Origin of the sequence: Pseudonocardia pini (genome assembly GCF_013870575.1) — a bacterium.
Lineage (GTDB): Bacteria > Actinomycetota > Actinomycetes > Mycobacteriales > Pseudonocardiaceae > Pseudonocardia > Pseudonocardia pini.
The window spans coordinates 1-17729 of sequence record NZ_JACBXB010000030.1; the positions used below are offsets into that span (position 1 = coordinate 1).

Annotated in this window: 21 protein-coding genes and 2 pseudogenes; 11 read left to right on the forward strand and 12 right to left on the reverse strand. The window is 72.5% G+C overall.

Annotated features, from left to right (window positions below):
• Together xseA and H5J29_RS03780 are read right to left on the reverse strand one after the other, a co-directional pair.
• Positions 1 to 887: exodeoxyribonuclease VII large subunit (gene xseA, locus H5J29_RS03775; protein WP_181779495.1), on the reverse strand; the 887-nt coding region annotated here is incomplete at its 3' end.
• Positions 884 to 1471 carry a lipid droplet-associated protein gene (locus H5J29_RS03780; protein WP_181779496.1) on the reverse strand — a complete coding sequence of 196 codons (588 nt, stop codon included), beginning with the start codon at positions 1469 to 1471 and terminating at the stop codon, positions 884 to 886. The genes H5J29_RS03780 and xseA, both read right to left, overlap by 4 nt.
• Positions 1472 to 1573: 102 nt before the next feature.
• Here H5J29_RS03780 and H5J29_RS03785 point away from each other — a divergent pair, with 102 nt between their 5' ends.
• Complete coding sequence (locus H5J29_RS03785) at positions 1574 to 2542, forward strand: 4-hydroxy-3-methylbut-2-enyl diphosphate reductase (RefSeq protein WP_181779497.1); 969 nt, start codon at positions 1574 to 1576, stop codon at positions 2540 to 2542.
• Here the strand turns inward: H5J29_RS03785 and H5J29_RS03790 are convergent.
• From H5J29_RS03790 to H5J29_RS03820, 7 genes are all read right to left on the reverse strand, one after another.
• Positions 2472 to 3032: a DUF6542 domain-containing protein gene (locus tag H5J29_RS03790; protein ID WP_181779498.1), complete on the reverse strand. Its 561-nt coding sequence runs from the start codon at positions 3030 to 3032 to the stop codon at positions 2472 to 2474. The two genes, H5J29_RS03785 and H5J29_RS03790, sit on opposite strands and share 71 nt — an antisense overlap.
• Positions 3029 to 3961: a DNA recombination protein RmuC gene (locus tag H5J29_RS03795; RefSeq protein ID WP_246393428.1), complete on the reverse strand. Its 933-nt coding sequence runs from the start codon at positions 3959 to 3961 to the stop codon at positions 3029 to 3031. The genes H5J29_RS03790 and H5J29_RS03795 overlap by 4 nt, the downstream gene beginning before the upstream one ends.
• Before the next feature lie 5 nt (positions 3962 to 3966).
• A complete protein-coding gene (locus H5J29_RS03800) occupies positions 3967 to 4380 on the reverse strand; it encodes an MFS transporter (RefSeq protein ID WP_181779499.1) in 414 nt (137 codons plus the stop codon).
• Between the two features lie 56 nt (positions 4381 to 4436).
• The gene (locus H5J29_RS03805) at positions 4437 to 5150 is read right to left on the reverse strand and encodes a class I SAM-dependent methyltransferase (protein WP_181779500.1); all 714 of its coding nucleotides are present in this window, start codon (positions 5148 to 5150) and stop codon (positions 4437 to 4439) included.
• Positions 5147 to 5476, reverse strand: coding sequence for a TfoX/Sxy family protein (locus tag H5J29_RS03810; protein WP_181779501.1), 330 nt, complete (start codon positions 5474 to 5476; stop codon positions 5147 to 5149). The genes H5J29_RS03805 and H5J29_RS03810 overlap by 4 nt, the downstream gene beginning before the upstream one ends.
• A gap of 97 nt (positions 5477 to 5573) precedes the next feature.
• Positions 5574 to 6671, reverse strand: a complete 1098-nt coding sequence (locus tag H5J29_RS03815; protein ID WP_181779502.1) for a 5-methyltetrahydropteroyltriglutamate--homocysteine S-methyltransferase — start codon at positions 6669 to 6671, stop codon at positions 5574 to 5576.
• Between the two features lie 86 nt (positions 6672 to 6757).
• On the reverse strand, positions 6758 to 7228 hold the full coding sequence (locus tag H5J29_RS03820; RefSeq protein WP_181779503.1) for a DinB/UmuC family translesion DNA polymerase: 471 nt from the start codon (positions 7226 to 7228) through the stop codon (positions 6758 to 6760).
• On the opposite strand from H5J29_RS03820, the gene H5J29_RS03825 reads away from it, so the two are divergent.
• The 7 genes and pseudogenes from H5J29_RS03825 (at position 7136) to H5J29_RS03855 (ending at position 13164) form a co-directional block, all read left to right on the forward strand.
• Positions 7136 to 7585 carry a sensor histidine kinase gene (locus tag H5J29_RS03825; protein ID WP_181779515.1) on the forward strand — a complete coding sequence of 150 codons (450 nt, stop codon included), beginning with the start codon at positions 7136 to 7138 and terminating at the stop codon, positions 7583 to 7585. The two genes, H5J29_RS03820 and H5J29_RS03825, sit on opposite strands and share 93 nt — an antisense overlap.
• A gap of 19 nt (positions 7586 to 7604) precedes the next feature.
• Positions 7605 to 8228 carry a response regulator gene (locus tag H5J29_RS03830; RefSeq protein ID WP_181779504.1) on the forward strand — a complete coding sequence of 208 codons (624 nt, stop codon included), beginning with the start codon at positions 7605 to 7607 and terminating at the stop codon, positions 8226 to 8228.
• Positions 8229 to 8384: 156 nt separating this feature from the next.
• Positions 8385 to 9104, forward strand: a pseudogene (locus H5J29_RS03835) (ABC transporter ATP-binding protein); the annotation flags it as partial.
• Entirely contained in the window at positions 9101 to 9898 is a 798-nt protein-coding gene (locus tag H5J29_RS03840) for an ABC transporter ATP-binding protein (RefSeq protein WP_181779506.1), read from the forward strand. The pseudogene H5J29_RS03835 and the gene H5J29_RS03840, both read left to right, overlap by 4 nt.
• The gene (locus H5J29_RS03845) at positions 9895 to 10773 is read left to right on the forward strand and encodes a branched-chain amino acid ABC transporter permease (RefSeq protein ID WP_181779507.1); all 879 of its coding nucleotides are present in this window, start codon (positions 9895 to 9897) and stop codon (positions 10771 to 10773) included. The genes H5J29_RS03840 and H5J29_RS03845 overlap by 4 nt, the downstream gene beginning before the upstream one ends.
• Positions 10766 to 11905 (forward strand): branched-chain amino acid ABC transporter permease, encoded by a 1140-nt coding sequence (locus H5J29_RS03850; protein ID WP_181779508.1) that lies wholly within the window; start codon positions 10766 to 10768, stop codon positions 11903 to 11905. Before H5J29_RS03845 ends, H5J29_RS03850 begins: the two co-directional genes overlap by 8 nt.
• The gene (locus H5J29_RS03855; RefSeq protein WP_181779509.1) at positions 11902 to 13164 is read left to right on the forward strand and encodes an ABC transporter substrate-binding protein; all 1263 of its coding nucleotides are present in this window, start codon (positions 11902 to 11904) and stop codon (positions 13162 to 13164) included. The genes H5J29_RS03850 and H5J29_RS03855 overlap by 4 nt, the downstream gene beginning before the upstream one ends.
• Positions 13165 to 13297: 133 nt before the next feature.
• Here the strand turns inward: H5J29_RS03855 and H5J29_RS03860 are convergent, their stop codons facing one another.
• Entirely contained in the window at positions 13298 to 13870 is a 573-nt protein-coding gene (locus H5J29_RS03860) for a TIGR03086 family metal-binding protein (protein WP_181779510.1), read from the reverse strand.
• Between the two features lie 62 nt (positions 13871 to 13932).
• Between H5J29_RS03860 and H5J29_RS03865 the strand changes: the two genes are divergently transcribed.
• Complete coding sequence (locus H5J29_RS03865) at positions 13933 to 14889, forward strand: helix-turn-helix transcriptional regulator (RefSeq protein WP_181779511.1); 957 nt, start codon at positions 13933 to 13935, stop codon at positions 14887 to 14889.
• Between the two features lie 138 nt (positions 14890 to 15027).
• A complete protein-coding gene (locus H5J29_RS03870) occupies positions 15028 to 15507 on the forward strand; it encodes a hypothetical protein (RefSeq protein ID WP_181779512.1) in 480 nt (159 codons plus the stop codon).
• Here H5J29_RS03870 and H5J29_RS03875 read toward each other — a convergent pair.
• Together H5J29_RS03875 and groL are read right to left on the reverse strand one after the other, a co-directional pair.
• A complete protein-coding gene (locus H5J29_RS03875) occupies positions 15494 to 15652 on the reverse strand; it encodes a hypothetical protein (RefSeq protein ID WP_181779513.1) in 159 nt (52 codons plus the stop codon). The genes H5J29_RS03870 and H5J29_RS03875 overlap by 14 nt on opposite strands.
• Before the next feature lie 77 nt (positions 15653 to 15729).
• Positions 15730 to 17358, reverse strand: a complete 1629-nt coding sequence (groL, locus tag H5J29_RS03880; RefSeq protein WP_181779514.1) for a chaperonin GroEL — start codon at positions 17356 to 17358, stop codon at positions 15730 to 15732.
• A 189-nt stretch (positions 17359 to 17547) separates the two neighbouring features.
• Between groL and H5J29_RS03885 the strand changes: the two are divergent.
• A pseudogene (locus H5J29_RS03885) lies at positions 17548 to 17729 on the forward strand (molybdopterin molybdotransferase MoeA); the annotation flags it as partial.

A 17729-nucleotide genomic window follows, 5' to 3' on the forward strand; every position in this document is an offset into this window, starting at 1 on the left:
TCGCGGTCCACCCAGCCGTGCAGGGCGCGGCGCGAGCGGTCACGCAGGCCCGCGATCCGCGAGGTCTCCTCCGCGAGGTCCGGGACCAGGCGTCGGCCCGCCTCCGTGGGGGTGGAACAGCGCAGGTCCGCGACGTGGTCGACCAGGGGGGTGTCCGGCTCGTGCCCGATCGCGGACACCACCGGCGTACGGCAGGCGGCGACGGCCCGGCACAGGGTCTCGTCGGAGAAGGGCAGGAGGTCCTCGACGCTCCCGCCGCCCCGAGCCAGCACGATCACGTCCACGGCCGGGTCCCGGTCGAGGATCTCGAGTGCCTCCACGATCTGCGCCACGGCCAGCCCGCCCTGCGTGGCGGTGTTCTCGATCCGGAACTCGACCGCGGGCCAGCGGGCCTGCGCGTTCGTGACGACGTCGTGCTCCGCGGCCGACGCGCGCCCCGTCACGAGCCCGATGCGGTTCGGCAGGAACGGCAGCCGCCGCTTGCGCGCGGGATCGAACAGTCCCTCCGCGGCGAGCAGCCTGCGCAGCCGCTCGATCCGAGCCAGCAGCTCGCCGAGCCCCACCGCGCGGATCCGGTCCACCCGCAGCGACAGCGACCCGCGTCCCGGGAAGAAGGACGGCTTGCCGTGCACGATCACCCGGTTGCCCTCGGCCACCACCTCGCGCTGCTCGGCGACGAGCCCCATTGGGGCCGTGAGCTGCAAGGACACGTTCGCGACCGGATCGCGCAGGGTCAGGAACGCCGTGCCGGTCCCGGCGCGGGCGGTCACCTGCGCGAGCTGGCCCTCGACCCACACCGCACCGAGCCGGTCGATCCACTCGGAGATCTTGCGGGTGACCGTGCGGACGGGCCAGGGCTCCTCCTCGGTCGACGGGCCGGGAGTCACCCCTCCTGGACCGTCGTGATGCGGTTGGACAGCATCGTGACGAACGGCGGGCGGTTCTCGTGGGAGGTCTCCCAGATCAACAGCGCCTGCAGACCCGCCAGGTCCAGCTTGCGCAGCTTGCCCCGCAGCTGGTGCAGGTTCATGCCCGGGTACTCGGGCAGGACCGCGGGCGGGGTGTCCGCCTCGGCGCCCAGGGTGTGCTCGGCGACCTCCTCGATCGCCGCGGCCGGGGACGGGCTCACGACCTCGGTGGTCGGCGTGATCGGGGTGACCTTGGCGTGCCCGTTCGTCACCGGCTCGACCGGCGCGACGGCCTCGGTCGACGCGGCGGGCTCGGGGAGGTCCTCGTCGTCGAACGTCGCCCAGGCGGGGGCCTCCTCCGGCCTGCTGAACGCGCCGAGCGCCTGGTCCCCCTTGATGGCCAGCTCGGTGACCTTCTGCTGCACGCGCATGGAGGCCTGCAACGCCTGGCTGACGGCGGTCACGGGGAACTCGACGACCAGCCGCGGCAGGTCACGGACCTGTTCGACGGCGATGGCGGCCAGGCCGGCGGCGATCCGCACCGGCATCGGGAGCGGGCTCATGAGGTCATCCTCCCCCGTGGTGGGGGCACGGCGCAGCCCGGGGCGGGTCTGTTCACTCACGTCGGACGGCCCCGGCGGACCTGCGCCCGTACGCTGGAGCCCATGAGTGGTACCGCCGGTCCGGATGGCAAGCGCGTCCTCGTGGCGAAGCCCCGTGGCTACTGCGCCGGGGTGGACCGCGCCGTGGAGGCGGTCGAACAGGCGCTCGAGCAGCACGGCGCGCCCGTCTACGTGCGCAAGCAGATCGTGCACAACAAGCATGTCGTGGAGACCCTGAGCGAGCGCGGCGCGGTCTTCGTCGACGAGACGGACGAGGTGCCCGAGGGTGCGATCGTCGTCTTCTCCGCGCACGGCGTCTCGCCCGCGGTCCGAGACGAGGCCAAGGCCCGTTCGCTGACCACGATCGACGCGACCTGCCCGCTGGTCACCAAGGTCCACCAGGAGGTCAAGCGGTTCGCCCGCGAGGACTTCGACATCCTCCTGGTCGGCCACGCAGGCCACGAGGAGGTCGAGGGCACCTCGGGAGAGGCCCCCGCGAACGTCCAGCTGGTCGAGAGTGCGGCGGACGCGGCGAACGTGACCGTCCGGGACCCGTCGAAGGTCGTCTGGCTGTCCCAGACCACGCTCTCCGTGGACGAGACCATGGAGACGGTCCACGCGCTGCGCGAGCAGGTCCCCACGCTGCAGAACCCGCCCAGCGACGACATCTGCTACGCCACCCAGAACCGCCAGGTCGCGGTGAAGGCCATGGCCCCGCAGTGCGACCTGGTGCTGGTCGTGGGCTCCCCGAACTCGTCGAACTCGGTGCGGCTGGTCGAGGTCGCGCTCCAGGCGGGCGCGAAGGCCTCGTACCTGATCGACTACGCCCGGGAGATCGACGAGGCCTGGCTGGACGGCGTGCGGACCGTCGGCGTGACGAGCGGGGCCTCGGTGCCCGAGGTGCTGGTCCGCGGCGTGCTGGACTACCTGGCCGAGCGTGGCTGGGAGTCGGTGGAGGAGGTCACGACCGCCGAGGAGACCTTGACGTTCGCCCTGCCCCGCGAGCTGCGCCCGAGTCGCGTCGCGCGCTGACGGGCTCCTCCCGCTCGCCCCGGACGCCGAGCCTGCCCAGGCGGGCCAGCGTGTCCTCCGGGCCGGTCCGCTGCACGATCAGCCTGACCAGGCCGATCAGCAGGCTGAGCCCGGTGGCCACGGCCATCGTGGGGAACGCGTTGACCAGCGGTGCACCGATCATCAGCACGGTCTCGGTGAGGCCGGGGCCCGGCCGCCCGACCAGCAGCACGATCACCGGGATCAGCACGGCGGCGAGCAGCGGCGGCTGGACCATCGGACCGAACAGGTTGCGGCGGCGCACCCAGCCTGCGGCCACGACGCAGCCGAGCACGTAGGCGATGCTGAAGACCACACCCACGGTGCCGATCCGCAGCACGTCCACGAACACGCCGAGCGCCGTCAGCGCGAAGGCGAGGGCGATCGCGGCGAGCGGCGGGATGCCCAGCACCGTGGCCAGCGCGGAGCGCTCGGGGACCGGCCAGCCGGTGGGGGTCTCGCGGGACGTCACCCGGTCACGGTAGCCCGTCCGGAGTCCGCCTCCCCGTCGCCGGTGTCCGTGTCGACCGTGCGTGACCCGTCCGGGATCAGCTCGTGGAGGGCGATCAACGAGTCACCCGCCGAGGCGACCAGCTCCGGCGCCGACACCGCGCGCGGCACCCGCTCCACCGGGTCCGGTGACTCCAGCTCCTCGTCGCTCACCTTCAGCTCGGTGAGCCGCCGCGCGGTGACGAGCACGCGGGCCTCCAGCGAGGACACCGTGCGGTTGTAGCTCTCCACCGCCCCGTCGAGACTGCGGCCGAGCTTGGCGACGTGCGTGCCCATGGTGGCCAGCCGCCCGTGCAGCTCGCGGCCGAGCTGGTGGACCTGCGCGGCGTTGTGCGCCAGAGCCTCCTGCCGCCAGCCGTAGGCGACGGTGCGCAGCAGCGCGATCAGGGTGGTGGGCGTGGCGATCACGATGTTCTGCCCGAACGCGTGCTCGAGCAGCGCGGGGTCCGCCCGCAGGGCCGCCTCCAGGAACGGGTCGCCCGGCACGAACAGCACCACGAACTCGGGCGTGGGCTCGAACGACTGCCAGTAGGCCTTGGCGGACAGCTGGTCCACATGGGTCCGGAGCTGCCGGGCGTGCGCGGCGAGACGTTGGGTGTGGACGGTCGGGTCCTCGGTCTCGACGGCCTCCAGGTACGCCGCGAACGGGACCTTCGCGTCCACCACGACCTGCTTGCCCCCGGACAGGTGCACGACCATGTCCGGCCGCACCCCGCCGTTCTCCCCGGTGCCGACGACCTGGGTGGAGAAGTCGCAGTGCTCGACCATGCCCGCGAGCTGCACGATCCGCTCCAGCTGCAGCTCGCCCCAGCGGCCGCGGACCTGCGGTGCGCGCAGCGCCGTGACGAGCTGGCGGGTCTCGTTGCGCAGCCGGTCCGAGTTCTGCGCCATGGCCCTCACCTGCTCGACCAGCCCGGCGTACGCGGACTCCGGGGCTCCAGACCCTGCACCACCAGGCTCAACGACGACGCCATCAGCGCCGCCCCCGCAGCCCCCTGCGCGATCCGTGCGCCGACCAGCAGCGGCACGGTCGTGGCCAACGCGCACGCCGCGGAGAACACCGCGAACACCGCCATGGCGCCGATCCAGACCCGGGCGGCGCCGAACCGGTCCGCGAGGGCACCGCCGGTGAGCAGGAACGCGCCGAGCCCCAGCGCATAGCCGCTGACCAGCAGGTTCAGCTCCGCGAGCCCGACGCCCAGGTCCGCGCCGATCGCGGGCAGCGCCACGATCGGCAGCGGGAAGGCCGCGAAGACCACGAACGGGGCGAGGGCGACCGCCGCGACCGTCAGACCCTGGGTTTTCTTCACGAACTCAAGCTACGGAGCGGTCGGCCGCCCGTCAACGCGGTTCGGCGTGCCGCTCGTTACGCGGCGGGGCGGGCGTCGAGGACGCGGAAGAGGTTCTGGAGCCGGTAGCCCTCGCCGTGCCTGCGCGGCGCGAAGGTCTCCAGCACCGCCGCGCGCACCGCGGTCGGTCCCGCCCGGTTGGCCGCGTACCGCCCGAGGTCGGACTGCAACAGGGGGCCGATCAGGGCGTCGTCGTCCTCGTAGTCGAACGGACTCGTGACCTCGTCCAGCGCGACGACCTCGAGTCCGGCCAGGTCCGCGAGCTGCCGGAACCGCTCCGGGTCGGTCAGCGGCGGCGGGCCCGCGGGGCGGCGCCGCTCGGGACGAGGCGGCAGGAAGGGGGCGAGCGCCTCGCCGAAGAGCCGCAGGTCGGACTCCTCCTCCCGACCCCAGGCCGTCGCCCGGACGAGGCCGCCTACGCGGGCCGCCTCCTTGAGCACCTGCAGCGGGTTCGTGACGTGGGCGAGGACCTGGACCAGCGCGACGAGGTCGTACTCGCCGTCGAGCTGATGGGCGTCCCCGAGCACGAAACGTGCTCCGAGCGCGGTCTTCTCGGCGACCGCCAACGCGGAGCGGTCCGCGTCGAGGCCCGTGACCTGCAGACCCCTGCCCAGCGCGAAGGCGGCGAAGACGCCCGGTCCGCACCCGACGTCGAGCACGGTGGAGCCCTCCGGCACACCGGCGAGCACGCGCTCGTAGAGCGGCTCGCCCCAGCCCGCGGGGCCGGTCACTTCGGCGGCAGGGTCGCCACGAAGCCGACGCCCTCGGCCACCCAGTCCGCCAGATCGTCGACCTCGTCGATCTCCGGGGAGCCGGAGACGCGCAGCCAGCCGTCCATCTCGCGGCCGCCCATCACCATCCGCGTCGCACCCGGGCGCTCCAGCAGCTCCGGGCTGCGCGCCGGGTCGACCCGCACCATCAGCCCGCCCCGCCCGCTGGCCGCGAGCGCCATGTGCCCGCCGATCAGGAAGGCGAGCCCGCCGAACATCCGCTTCTCGGTCGCGGCCGGCCCCACGAGATCGCGGATGCGTGCAGCGAGACCCTCGTCATAGGCCATGGGCCGGAGTATCCCGCCGCCCCCTCGCCGATCAACAGGCCCTCAGGCAGGATTTGTCATGATCATTCCTGAGTGAGGGCCTGATGATCTTCCGAGGTCAAGGCCGGCCCCACACCTCCTCGGCGACCTGCACGACGAGCCTGAGCTTCGCCTTCTCCTCCTCGACGGTCAGCGCGTTGCCCTCCACGGTGGACGAGAAGCCGCACTGCGGGGAGAGGCACAGCTGGTCCAGCGGGACGTACCGGGCGGCCTCGTCGATCCGGCGCTTGAGTGCGTCGGCGGACTCGAGCCTGCCGTTCTTCGTGGTGACGAGGCCCAGCACCACCTGCTTGCCCGGCGGCACGAAGCGGAGGGGGGCGAAGCCGCCGGAGCGCTCGTCGTCGAACTCGCAGAAGAAGCCGTCCACGGCGAGCTCACCGAACAGCGCCTCGGCCACGTACTCGTAGCCGCCCTCGGCGGCCCAGCTGGAGCGGTAGTTGCCCCGGCACATGTGCGTGGTGACGTGCATGTCCGCCGGGCGGTCGGCGATGGCGGCGTTGATCTGCCGGATGTAGCGGCCGTGGTCCGCATCCTGGTGCGCGGCGCGCTCGTTGGGGTCGTTGAGGTAGGCGAGGCTGGTGTCGTCGAGCTGCAGGTAGCGGCAGCCGAGCTCGTACATCGCGGCGACCTCCGCGGCGTAGGCGGCCGAGAGGTCGGTCCAGAACTGCTCGACGTCCGGGTACACGCCCTGGTCGATCGCCGCCGTGCCGCCGCGGTAGTGGACCATGCTCGGGCTCGGGATGGTCAGCTTCGGCACCGCCGTCGTGACCTGGTCGGCGAGGAAGGCGAAAGCCTCGCCGAAGATCGGTGCGCGGAGCCGGACTCGGTCGGTGATCGCCAGGCCCGCACTGGTGAAGGCGTTCTCGCCCGCGGCGTTGACCATGCGGACGCGGATCTGCTCGTCCGTCTTCGTGACGCCCCCGAGCCCGTAGATGAAGTCCATGTGCCACGAGGTGCGGCGGAACTCGCCGTCGGTGGCCGACCGCAGGCCGAGCTCCTCCTGCATGGCGACGACGTCGCGGATCGCCTCGTCCTCCGCCGCCCGCAGCTCGGGCGAGCCTGCGGCGTGCTGCGCGCGGGCGTCGAGGAGGGCCTTGGGGCGCAGGAGGGAGCCGACGTGGTCGGCGCGGAACGGAGGCTCGGTGCGGGACGCCATGGGCCGAACCTAACCCCGCGCCGCCGCTGATCGCCGTTCGTGACCGATCGGGGCCGCATACGGCGCGGGAGGGTCGGAGGTGGCGATCATGGGCCGAAGACGAGGCGGACACCCAGGAGCCGGACCGGCTTGCGGATCTCGAAGCGGCCGAGCGCGACCAGAGCAGCCTGCTCGACGACGGCGGGGTCGCTCGTCGGTGGGGTGATGCGGCGGGTCCGCGTGCGCTCCCAGAAGGTGGCGGTGCGCACCGTGACCCCGACCTCGGCCACCGTCTCGCCTGCGGCGAGCACCTCCGCCGACAGCTCCGCGGCGAGCCGTCGTACCTGGTCGGCGATTCTCTCCGAGTCGACGATATCGACCGGGAACGTCTCCTGACGACCGCGGGAGACCGGCTTCCTCGGCTCGGTGACCAGCGCACCGACAACCCCCTGCTGGCCGCCCGGCTCACCCGCATCGAGTCCGACGTGTCCGAGGCCTCCCGCGCGCTGCGGGAGGCCCTGTTGGCGTTGTCCGACAGCTCGCCCGAGCGGGCGCTGCCGGTGGAGCTGGCCGAGCACTGCCGCAGCTTCGCGGCGCGCACCGGGGTGAGCTGCCGGTTCGTCCAGCTCGGCCCGGTCGCCCCGCTCGACGCCGAGCGCACCGCGATCCTCGTCGCCGTCGCGCGGGAGGGCCTGGTCAACGCGGAGAAGCACGCCGGGGCGGGCACCGTGATCGTCAGCCTGGCGCCGGAGGAGTCCGGCGGGGTCCAGCTCACCGTGGCGGACGACGGTACGGGCGAGACGCCCGCGGGCGCCGGGTCCGGGCTGGGCGTGCGGATGCTCGCGGACCGCGCGGCGCTGCTGGGCGGCACCGTCCGGCTCGTCCAGGACGAGGACGGGTGCACGCTACGGCTCGTCCTCCCGGCGGGCCCGTGAGCACGGGAACGGGTATCGGATGAGCGCGGCGCGGGTGATGGTCGTCGACGACCATCCCGTCGTCCGCGACGGCGTGGCCCTGCTGCTGCGGGGCGATCCGTCGCTGGTCGTGGTGGGTGCCGCGGAGTCCGGCCGGACGGCGCTGGAGCGGGCCGCGGGCCTGCGTCCCGATCTCGTGCTGCTCGACCTGCGGCTGCCGGACATGCTCGCGCCCGAGGTCGTCGCAGGCCTGCGGGACGTCTGCCCGGCCGCGCGGGTGGTCGTGTTCACCGCGCACGGCGACCATCACGGCATCCAGGCCGCGCTCGACGCGGGCGCCCACGGCTGCCTCGTCAAGGACGCGGCCGCGACCGACCTGGTCGCCGCCCTGCGAGCCGTGCTGCGGGGCGAGCGGGTGGTCGACTCCCGGATGCTCCCGGCGGGCGAGGCCACGGCGTCGGCGCTGGAACGCAGCGGTCTGACCCGCCGCGAGTACGAGGTGCTGCGGCTCGCCGCCCAGGGCCGCACCAATCCCGAGATCGCCGAGTTCACGGGTCTGACCAGGAACACCGTGAAGACGTACCTGCAGTCCGCGCTGCACAAGCTCGGCGCCCGCAACCGGGTCGAGGCGATCGGGAAGGCGAGCGAGGCCGGATTGTTGTGAGCCGTGCGGGCACAGGGTCTCCACGTGGGGGTGTGGGGCAGGTGTGAGCCGCACCACGATGTGCGCGTGCTGAGCGTTCGTGGGCTGGATGTCCGATACGGCAGGTCCGTGCGGGCCCTGGAGGGCGTCGACCTGGAGGTCGGCGCGGACAGCGTGCTCGCCGTGCTCGGAGGGAACGGGGCGGGCAAGTCCACGCTGCTCAGAGCGGTGTCCGGGACCCTGCGGCTGCACGGCGGCGCGGTGGCCGCGGGGGAGGTCTGGTTCCGCGACGAGCGTGTGGACCGGCTCGATCCCGCCCAGATCGTGCGCCGCGGGATCGTCGCCGTCCCGGAGGGCAGACAGGTCTTCGCCCGCATGACCGTGGAGGAGAACCTCCGCGCCGGCGGCCTCGGGGCCCGGTCGGCCGCGGTCCGCGCACAGGCCCGGGAACGGGTGGCCGAGCTGTTCCCGGTGCTGGGCGAACGGTCGTCGCAGCGTGCGGGGCTGTTGTCCGGCGGCGAGCAGCAGATGCTCGCGATCGGCCGGGCGCTGATGAGCGGACCCGAGCTCCTGCTGCTCGACGAGCCGTCGCTCGGCCTGGCCCCGCAGATGGTCGGCCGGATCGCGCGGATCGTCGGTGAGATCCACTCGCAGGGCACCGGGGTGGTGCTGGTCGAGCAGAACGCCACGATGGCCCTCGACGTCGCGGACACCGCCGCGGTCCTGGAGGTCGGGCGGATCGCCCTGACCGGGACGGCGGCCGAGCTGGCCGCGAGCGACGACGTCCAGCGCCTCTACCTGGGCGGCCACGCCGAGTCCGCCGAACAGGCCGAGGCGGAGCAGGAGGAGGCCCGGGCGCACCGCGCGGGCCGGACGCTCTCGAGGTGGGCCGGATGAGCGCGCCCGCGGACGTCCGGTCCGACGTCTCGGCCCTCGCGGTCGACGACGTCACGCTGCGGTTCGGCGGGATCACGGCGCTGTCCGAGGTGTCGTTCACCGTGGAGCCGGGCACCGTGCACGCCCTGATCGGCCCGAACGGCGCGGGCAAGTCCAGCTGCTTCAACGTGATCAGCGGGCTCTACACCCCGACCGCGGGCCGGGTCCGCCTCGGCGACCTGGACCTCACCGGAACCGCGCCGCACAAGCTGGCTGCCCTCGGCGTCGGACGGTCCTTCCAGAACATCGCGCTCTCCCCGCACAGCACGGTGCGGGACAACGTGATGCTCGGCAGGCACGTGCTGACCAAGGGCGGGTTCGTCACGGGCGGGCTGCGGCTGCCGCGGACCGTGCGGACCGAGCGCAGGCACGTCGCACGGGTCGAGGAGATCTGCGACTTCCTCGGGGTCGCGGACCGGCTCGACGTGCCGGTGGCGGCCCTGCCCTACGGCGACGCCAAGCGGGTCGACATCGCCCGCGCCCTGGCCGTCGAACCGACGATCCTGCTGCTCGACGAGCCCGCCGCGGGCCTGAACGCGACCGAGACCGCCGAGATGGGGGTGACGATCCGCGACCTGCGGGACGCGCTCGGCATCTCGGTGCTGCTGGTGGAGCACGACATGGGGTTGGTGATGGGGATCGCGGACCGGGTGAGCGTTCTCGACTTCGGCCGGCTGATCGCCGACGGACCGCCCGCCCAGGTGCAGTCCGACCCCGAGGTCATCCGGGCCTACCTGGGAGCGGAGGCGGAGTGAACACGTTCCTGCAACTGGTGCTGAACGGGCTGGGCAAGGGCGCCGTGTACGCGCTGCTGGCGCTCGGCTTCGTCATCATCTTCAAGGCCACCGAGGTGGTGAACTTCGCGCACGGCTCGCTGGTGCTGATCGGCGGCTACTTCGTCTACGCCACCAAGGACGCGCTGGGCTGGGCCGGGGCGGCCGCGCTCGGGATCGTGTCCGCGGCCGTGGCCGCCCTGCTGATCGAACGGCTGCTGATCACCAACGCGCGCAACGCCGACGTCAACAGCCTGGCGCTGCTCACGATCGGCGTCGACGTGATCGTGACCGAGGAGATCGTCCGCAGGCTCGGCGCGGACATCCCGTTCGTCGGCGACCCGTACGACGCCCTGCCGCTCCAGTTCGCGGGCCTGACGGTGTTCCGCACCCAGCTGGTCGCACTGATCGTCGGGATCGTGCTGATCACCGCGTTCTTCCTGGCCTTCCGGTTCTCGACCTGGGGCGTCGCGATGCGGGCGCAGGCGGAGAACAAGGAGGCGGCGGCGCTGATGGGGATCCGCAGCTCGCGGGTCACCGCGACGGCCTGGCTGCTCGCGGGCGCACTGGCGGGCGTCGCCGTGCTGTTCATGGCGACCCAGGACTTCTCCGGCGCCGGCCTCGGTCGGGGCACCCACGCGATCGCGTTGATCGCCTTCCCCGCCGCGATCCTCGGCGGGCTGGACTCGACGGTCGGGGCGGTCGTCGGCGGGCTGATCGTGGGGCTCACCGAGGCGCTGTCCGCCCAGTACATCTCGTTCGAGTTCTCCAAGAGCGCGGTCTTCCTGGTGATGCTGGTGATCCTCGTGATCTGGCCCAGCGGGCTGTTCGGGACGAGGGAGCTCAGTCGTGTCTGACACGCTCGTGGAGACCCCCGTCCCCGTCGAGCCCGCCCGGAAGCGGCGGAACTGGGCGAAGATCGCCGGGGTCGCGGCCCTGCTCGTCGTCCTGGTGTTCTTCCCGGTGATCACGGGCACGGAGGTGGCCTACCTCAAGGCGGGCCAGTACGTGCTGATCGGGGTGGTCGGCGCCGTCGGGCTCACGCTGCTGGTCGGCCAGGCGGGCCAGCTGTCCCTGGCCCACCCGTTCTTCCTGCTGGTCGGCGCGGTGAGCTACGCGGTCCTGGCGGGCGACGCCGGCGAGTCCGGCGACCTCGTCGGGCTCGGCCTGCCGCCGCTGGTCGCGATGATCGGGGCGGTCGCGATCTGCGCACTGGTCGGCCTCGCGTTCGCCCCGGTGTCCGGGCGGCTGCGCGGCATCTACCTCGGCGTCGCGTCCCTGTCGCTGGTCTTCCTGGGTCTCTACCTGGGGCAGTCGCTGGACATGCTGTCCGGGGGGACCTCGTCGGGGCGTCCGCCGCCGACCTTCGAGGTGTTCGGCTTCCGCTTCGCCAACACCGAGCCCGCACCGACCATCATGGGCGTCGCGATCCAGAAGCAGCAGCGGCTCTGGTACCTGTTCCTCGTCATCGCCATCGGGTCCTACCTGCTGGCCCGCGGCGCCGTGCGCAGCCGGGTCGGCCGGGCCTGGCGGGCCGTGCGGGACAACGAGGCCGCGGCGACCGCGATGGGCGTGCGCGTGTGGTGGTCGAAGGCCCAGGCGTTCACCGTGTCGTCCGCCTTCGCGGGGATGGCCGGGGTGCTGACCGCCCTCTGGCTGGACCTCGTCAAACCCGACGAGAACGAGTTCATCGGCACCTACTCGATCACCGTGGCCATCGGCTACCTGGCGATGGTGCTGATCGGCGGGCTCGGCTCGATCCCCGGCGCCGTCGCCGGGGCGGTCGTGGTCAACGGCCTGCCGCAGTTGCTCACCCTGGGTGCCACCGAGTTCGGGTGGTTCGCCTCCGCGGGTGCGGGCGGGCTCTCCCCCGTCCTGGTCAGTGCGTTCGTCTACGGCGCCGCGATCGTGCTGGTCGTGTTGTTCGAACCCGGCGGGCTGGCGGCGATCGGCCGCAGGCTCACCTCCCGACAAGGAGATCGACGATGATCACAAGGTGGGGCCGCGCGGCCCTCGTAGGGGCGTCGGCGCTCCTGCTCGCCGCCTGCGGCAGCACGGCCGACACCGGGTCCTCCGGGACCAGCGGTGCGGGTGGGGTGAAGACCGACAAGGGCGTCACCGACAGCACGATCACACTGGGTGTGATGACCGACCGCACGGGCGTGTTCAAGAACCTGGGCGACGCCCTGACCGGCGGCAACGAGCTGTGGGTCAAGGACATCAACGCCGCGGGCGGGATCTGCGGGCGGCAGCTGGCGCTCGAGATCGTCGACCACGGGTACAAGGCCGACACCGCGAAGACCCTCTACCCGCAGCTGGAGCCGAAGATCCTCGGCATCACCCAGCTCGTCGGCTCCCCGGTCCTCGCCGCGCTCAAGCAGAACCTGGTCGACGACAACGTGCTCACCGCGCCCGCCTCCTGGTCGTCGGAGGTGCTCAACAACCCGAACGTGATGATGATCGGGACCACCTACGACGTCGAGATCATCGACGGCCTCTCGTACTTCCAGCAGCAGGGCTTCATCGCCGACGGCGACACGATCGGCCACATCTACATCGACGGCGAGTACGGCGGCAACGGGCTGCGCGGCTCGAAGTACTACGCCGAGAAGCACAACCTGACCGTCCAGGAAGCGAAGATCACCTCGACGGACAACGACCTGGCCAACATCGTCACCGGGCTCAAGGGCGCGGGGGTCAAGGCGATCGTGCTGACCACGACCCCGGGCCAGACGGCGTCGGCGATGGCGAACAACGCCGCGCTCGGGCTCAACGTCCCCGTGCTGGGCAACAACCCGACCTTCGACCCGGCGCTGCTGTCCAGCCCGGCCGCCGCGTCGCTGGACCGGCTGTACGTGGCGGCGTCGAGTGCGCCGTTCTCGTCGAAGACGCCGAAGGCCGCGGAGGTCGCGGCCGAGTACAAGGCGACCTACCCGGGCCGGCCCGCCAACGCGGGCGTGCAGGCCGGGTACGTGGAGAGCCTGGTGTGGCAGTCGGTGCTGCAGAAGGCCTGCGAGAACGGTGACCTCACGCGGGCGGGCGTGCAGTCGGCGCTGAAGTCGCTGACGTCGGTGAGCACGGACGACCTGGTCGCGCCGCTGGACTACAGCAGCCCGGGCGCACCCCCGACCCGCGGCGTGTACATCGCGAAGGTGGACCAGGCGGCGGAGGGCGGCCTCACGGAGGTGGCACCGCTGTTCACCGCCCCCGACGCCGCGGACTACAAGGCCCCGCACCAGCAGCCCTGACCTGTCCGACTCGCGCGTCGAAAGTGGGGGACTCGCGCGTCGAGAGTGGGGGACTCGCGGAAGGGAACCGCGAGTCCCCCACTTCAGACGCGCGAGTCGGACACCACGGCGCGCGAGTCGGACATCCGGCAGGTCAGCTGCGGCGGCCGGACCAGTTGGCCAGCTGCTCGGTCGGGCCCGCGGTGGCCGCGGGGTCGACCGGGGGGTCGAAGGGGAAGCCCTCGCGCTCGCCACCGGGGATCATCGCGCGCGCCGCCGCCAGCACCGGGAGGACCAGCTCGGCCGGTGCCTCGGCGGGCTGCCCGGTCGCGACGGCGAGGTCCCAGCCGTGCACGAGCGTCTCGTTGACGTAGCCCCAGACCGCCGCCCGGCCGGGCACGGACCCCCACGGGACGGTGACCTCGGTGTCGAGCACGGCGTCGTCGGACCAGACGGTCCACATGCGCTCGCGTGCCTCGGTGAGGGCGGCGGGCCAGTCCGCGACCGGGTCGACCTGGAAGGGCTTGGTCAGCGGGGAGTCGCCCGCACCGACCGCCCGGAACTTGTCGACGGTCGCGACGAGGTGGCGGAGCAGCCCCTCGACGTCGAGCTCGGTGCAGGGGGTCGGGTCGTGGAGCTGGTCCGCGCGGACCCCGGCGACGAGGCCGGCGGCCCAGTCGAGGGCGTCGGTGTAGAGGGTGCGGGGGTCGATCTCGGTGGTGGTCATGGGAGCAGCCTGACCCTCAAACACGACACCTTGTGTCATGTATTTCTGGCATTCTGCGATCCGTGCGCGCCGACCGGTTGCTCTCCCTCGTCCTCCTGCTGCGCCACCGCGGACTGATGACGGCCGCCGCGCTCGCCCAGGAGCTCGAGGTGTCGACCCGGACGGTGCTCCGCGACGTCGAGGCACTGTCCACGGCCGGCATCCCGGTGTACGCCGAGCGCGGCCGGACCGGCGGGTTCGCGCTGCTCCCGGGCTTCTCCACGGACCTGACCGGGCTCACCCCCGACGAGGCGGTGGCCCTGCTGACCTCACCCGCCCGAACCACGTCCGACGCCCTGGGGCTGGGTGTGGCGTTCTCGTCGGCGATCCGGAAAGTGGTCGCCGCGATGCCGGAGACCTCGCGCGACGCAGCCACCGACGCCGCCGAGCGCGTGCTCGTCCGACGGGGCGGCTGGCTGCGCGACGCGGCCGACCCCGGCCTCGGCAAGCTCGCCGCGGTCCAGCGGGCGGTGTTCGCCGGGCACCGGCTGCGGATCCTCTACGGGTCCCAGCGGTCGGAGTCGCGGTGGCGGACGGTGGACCCGCTCGGGCTCGTCGAGGCCGCGGGCCAGTGGTACCTCCTCGCGCTCGACGGCGGCGAGGACCGCACCTACCGCGTCTCGCGCATCGAGGAGACGGAGGAGCTCGCGGAGCCCGCGGACCGCCCGTCGGGCGTCGACCTCGAGGAGCTCTGGCTGCGGCGGCGCGCGCAGTTCCGCGAGCGCATGCCCGGGACGCCCGCCCGGATCCGGGTGCGCGAGGAACGCCGCGAGGAGCTGGTCCGCACCGCCGGGACCGTCACATCCGTCGAGCCCGACGCGGTGGAGGGCTGGGTGGTCGTCGACGCGGCCTTCGGCGACGTCCGGCACGCCGAGCGGGTGGTGTGGTCGCTCGCCCCGTCCGCCGCGGCCCTCGATCCGCCCGAGCTGGTCGCCGCCCTCCGCGACCGGGCCGATCGCGTCCGCGCCGCCCACCCCTGACCCGCGATCGTCAAGCGCCCCGGTCGGTCGTCGACTGCTCCGCTCCCGAGCGGTGGGTCATGGGTTCGCATGCTGGCCCCTGGCCGCGGTGGTGGCAGCACCACTGTGCCCTGAGCTGCGGGTTCCTACCGTGGAGCCATGACCACGACACCGCACCACGAGCCCGCCGCGGCGCGGTTCGACCTCCCCGCCGGCCTCGCCACCCCGTTCCCCGGACCGGGTGACCCCTGGACGGGGCTGCCGGGGCTGCAGTTCCCCGCGATCCCCGACCAGCGGACGCCGGAGTACGCCCGGGCGCAGCCCTACCTGACCTTCCCGACGAGCCGGGCTCCGCAGCCGGGGGGCGTCCTGGCCACCCGCGTCGTCGGACTGGTCACGACGATCCTCGCCGCCCTGTGGCCCGCCTTCTTCGCGCTGATGGCCCTGGCGTTCGGGCTCGGGCTGAACAGTGCGGCCGGTGTGGTGTTCGGGGTGTTCCTCGCGGTGCTCGCGATCGGCTGGCCGCTCGGGTTCTGGTTCGCGACGGGCCGCGCGCGGCGCGTGTGGCCGGTCCTTCTCGCCCTGGTCCCGACGGCGATGGTCGCGGCCTGGACCGTCTACGTCCTCACCCTGAACTAGCTTGCAGGGCCCGCGCGATCGCGAGGGTGTCCGGGTCCCCGTGGGTGAGGGCCCGGGTCACGTACCGGACGTCCCCGTCGCCGGCCACCACCAGGACCAGCGCGAACACCGCCACCAGCGAGACCGCGGCGATCAGCAGGCGCACGGCCCCGAGGGCAGACGGCGAAAGGGGCGGCGGGCCGAAGCCCACCGCCCCTCTCAGGCAGTGCTAGGAGGCGTGGATCAGAAGTCCATGCCGCCCATGCCGCCGGTCGGGTCGCCGGCCGGAGCGGCGTTCTTCTCCGGCTTGTCGGCGATGACCGCCTCGGTGGTGAGGAACAGGGCCGCGATCGAGGCCGCGTTCTGCAGCGCCGAGCGGGTGACCTTGGCCGGGTCGATGATGCCGGCCTTGACCAGGTCCTTGTACTCACCGGTGGCCGCGTCGAGGCCCTCGCCCGCGGGGAGGTTGCGCACCTTCTCCGCGACGACGCCGCCCTCGAGGCCGGCGTTGACGGCGATCTGCTTGAGCGGCGCCTCGAGTGCGACCTTGACGATGTTCGCCCCGGTCGCCTCGTCGCCGTCCAGGCCGAGGCCCTCGAACAGGCCCGCACCGGCCTGGATGAGCGCGACGCCGCCACCGGCGACGATGCCCTCCTCGACGGCCGCCTTCGCGTTGCGAACGGCGTCCTCGATGCGGTGCTTGCGCTCCTTGAGCTCGACCTCGGTGGCCGCGCCCGCCTTGATGACCGCGACACCGCCTGCCAGCTTGGCCAGGCGCTCCTGCAGCTTCTCGCGGTCGTAGTCCGAGTCCGTGCGCTCGATCTCGGCGCGGATCTGGTTGACGCGACCGGCGATCTGGTCCGCGTCGCCCGAGCCGTCGACGATGGTGGTCTCGTCCTTGGTCACGACGACCTTGCGGGCCGAGCCCAGCAGCGACAGGTCGGCGGTGTCCAGCTTGAGGCCGACCTTCTCCGAGATGACCTCGCCACCGGTGAGGATGCCCATGTCGGTGAGCATGGCCTCGCGGCGGTCACCGAAGCCCGGCGCCTTGATGGCGACGGACTTGAAGGTGCCCCGGATCTTGTTGACGACGAGCGTGGCCAGGGCCTCGCCCTCGACGTCCTCGGCGATGATCGCCAGCGGCTTGCCCGACTGCATGACCTTCTCCAGCAGCGGGAGCAGGTCCTTGACGGTCGAGATCTTCGACGAGACGAGGAGGATGTACGGGTCCTCGAGCTCGACCTCCATGCGCTCCGCGTCGGTCACGAAGTACGGGGAGATGTAGCCCTTGTCGAAGCGCATGCCCTCGGTCAGCTCGAGCTCCAGACCGAAGGTCTGGCTCTCCTCGACCGTGATCACGCCCTCCTTGCCGACCTTGTCCATCGCCTCGGCGATGAGCTCGCCGATCTGCGGGTCGGCGGCGGAGATGGAGGCCGTGGCAGCGATCTGCTCCTTGGTCTCGATCTCCTTGGCGGACTTCAGCAGCTGCTGCGAGACGGCCTCGACGGCCTTCTCGATGCCGCGCTTGAGGCTCATCGGGTTCGCACCCGCGGCCACGTTGCGCAGGCCCTCACGGACCAGCGCCTGCGCCAGGACGGTCGCGGTGGTGGTGCCGTCACCCGCGATGTCGTCCGTCTTCTTGGCGACTTCCTTGACGAGCTCGGCCCCGATCTTCTCCCAGGGGTCCTCGAGCTCGATCTCCTTGGCGATCGACACACCATCGTTCGTGATGGTGGGCGCGCCCCACTTCTTCTCCAGGACGACGTTGCGGCCACGCGGGCCGAGCGTCACCTTGACAGCGTCGGCGAGGGTGTTCATGCCGCGCTCGAGCCCGCGGCGCGCCTCCTCGTCGAAAGCGATCTGCTTCGCCATGGGGGTGTGGTCCTCCGATTGGGATGACTCGTGGTTCGAGCTCGGCGCCCGCGACGGACGACCGGCAACCCTGCGCCGATCTCACCGGCTCGACCTGGCACTCACCACAGGCGAGTGCCAATGCCGTTTTTAGCACTCGGGGTAGGCGAGTGCAACCGAGCGCGCTGGGGCAGGATGGCCGGCGTGAGCATGCGCAGTGTCGAGGAACACCGGGCAGTCGTCGCCGCGCTCGTGCCCGCGACCGAGGTCGTGGAGCTGTCGCTGACCGAGGCCCGCGGCAAGGTGCTCGCCGAGCCCGTGCTCGCCGCGATCGCGCTGCCGCCCTTCGACAACTCCGCGATGGACGGGTACGCGGTGCGCGCCGCGGAGCT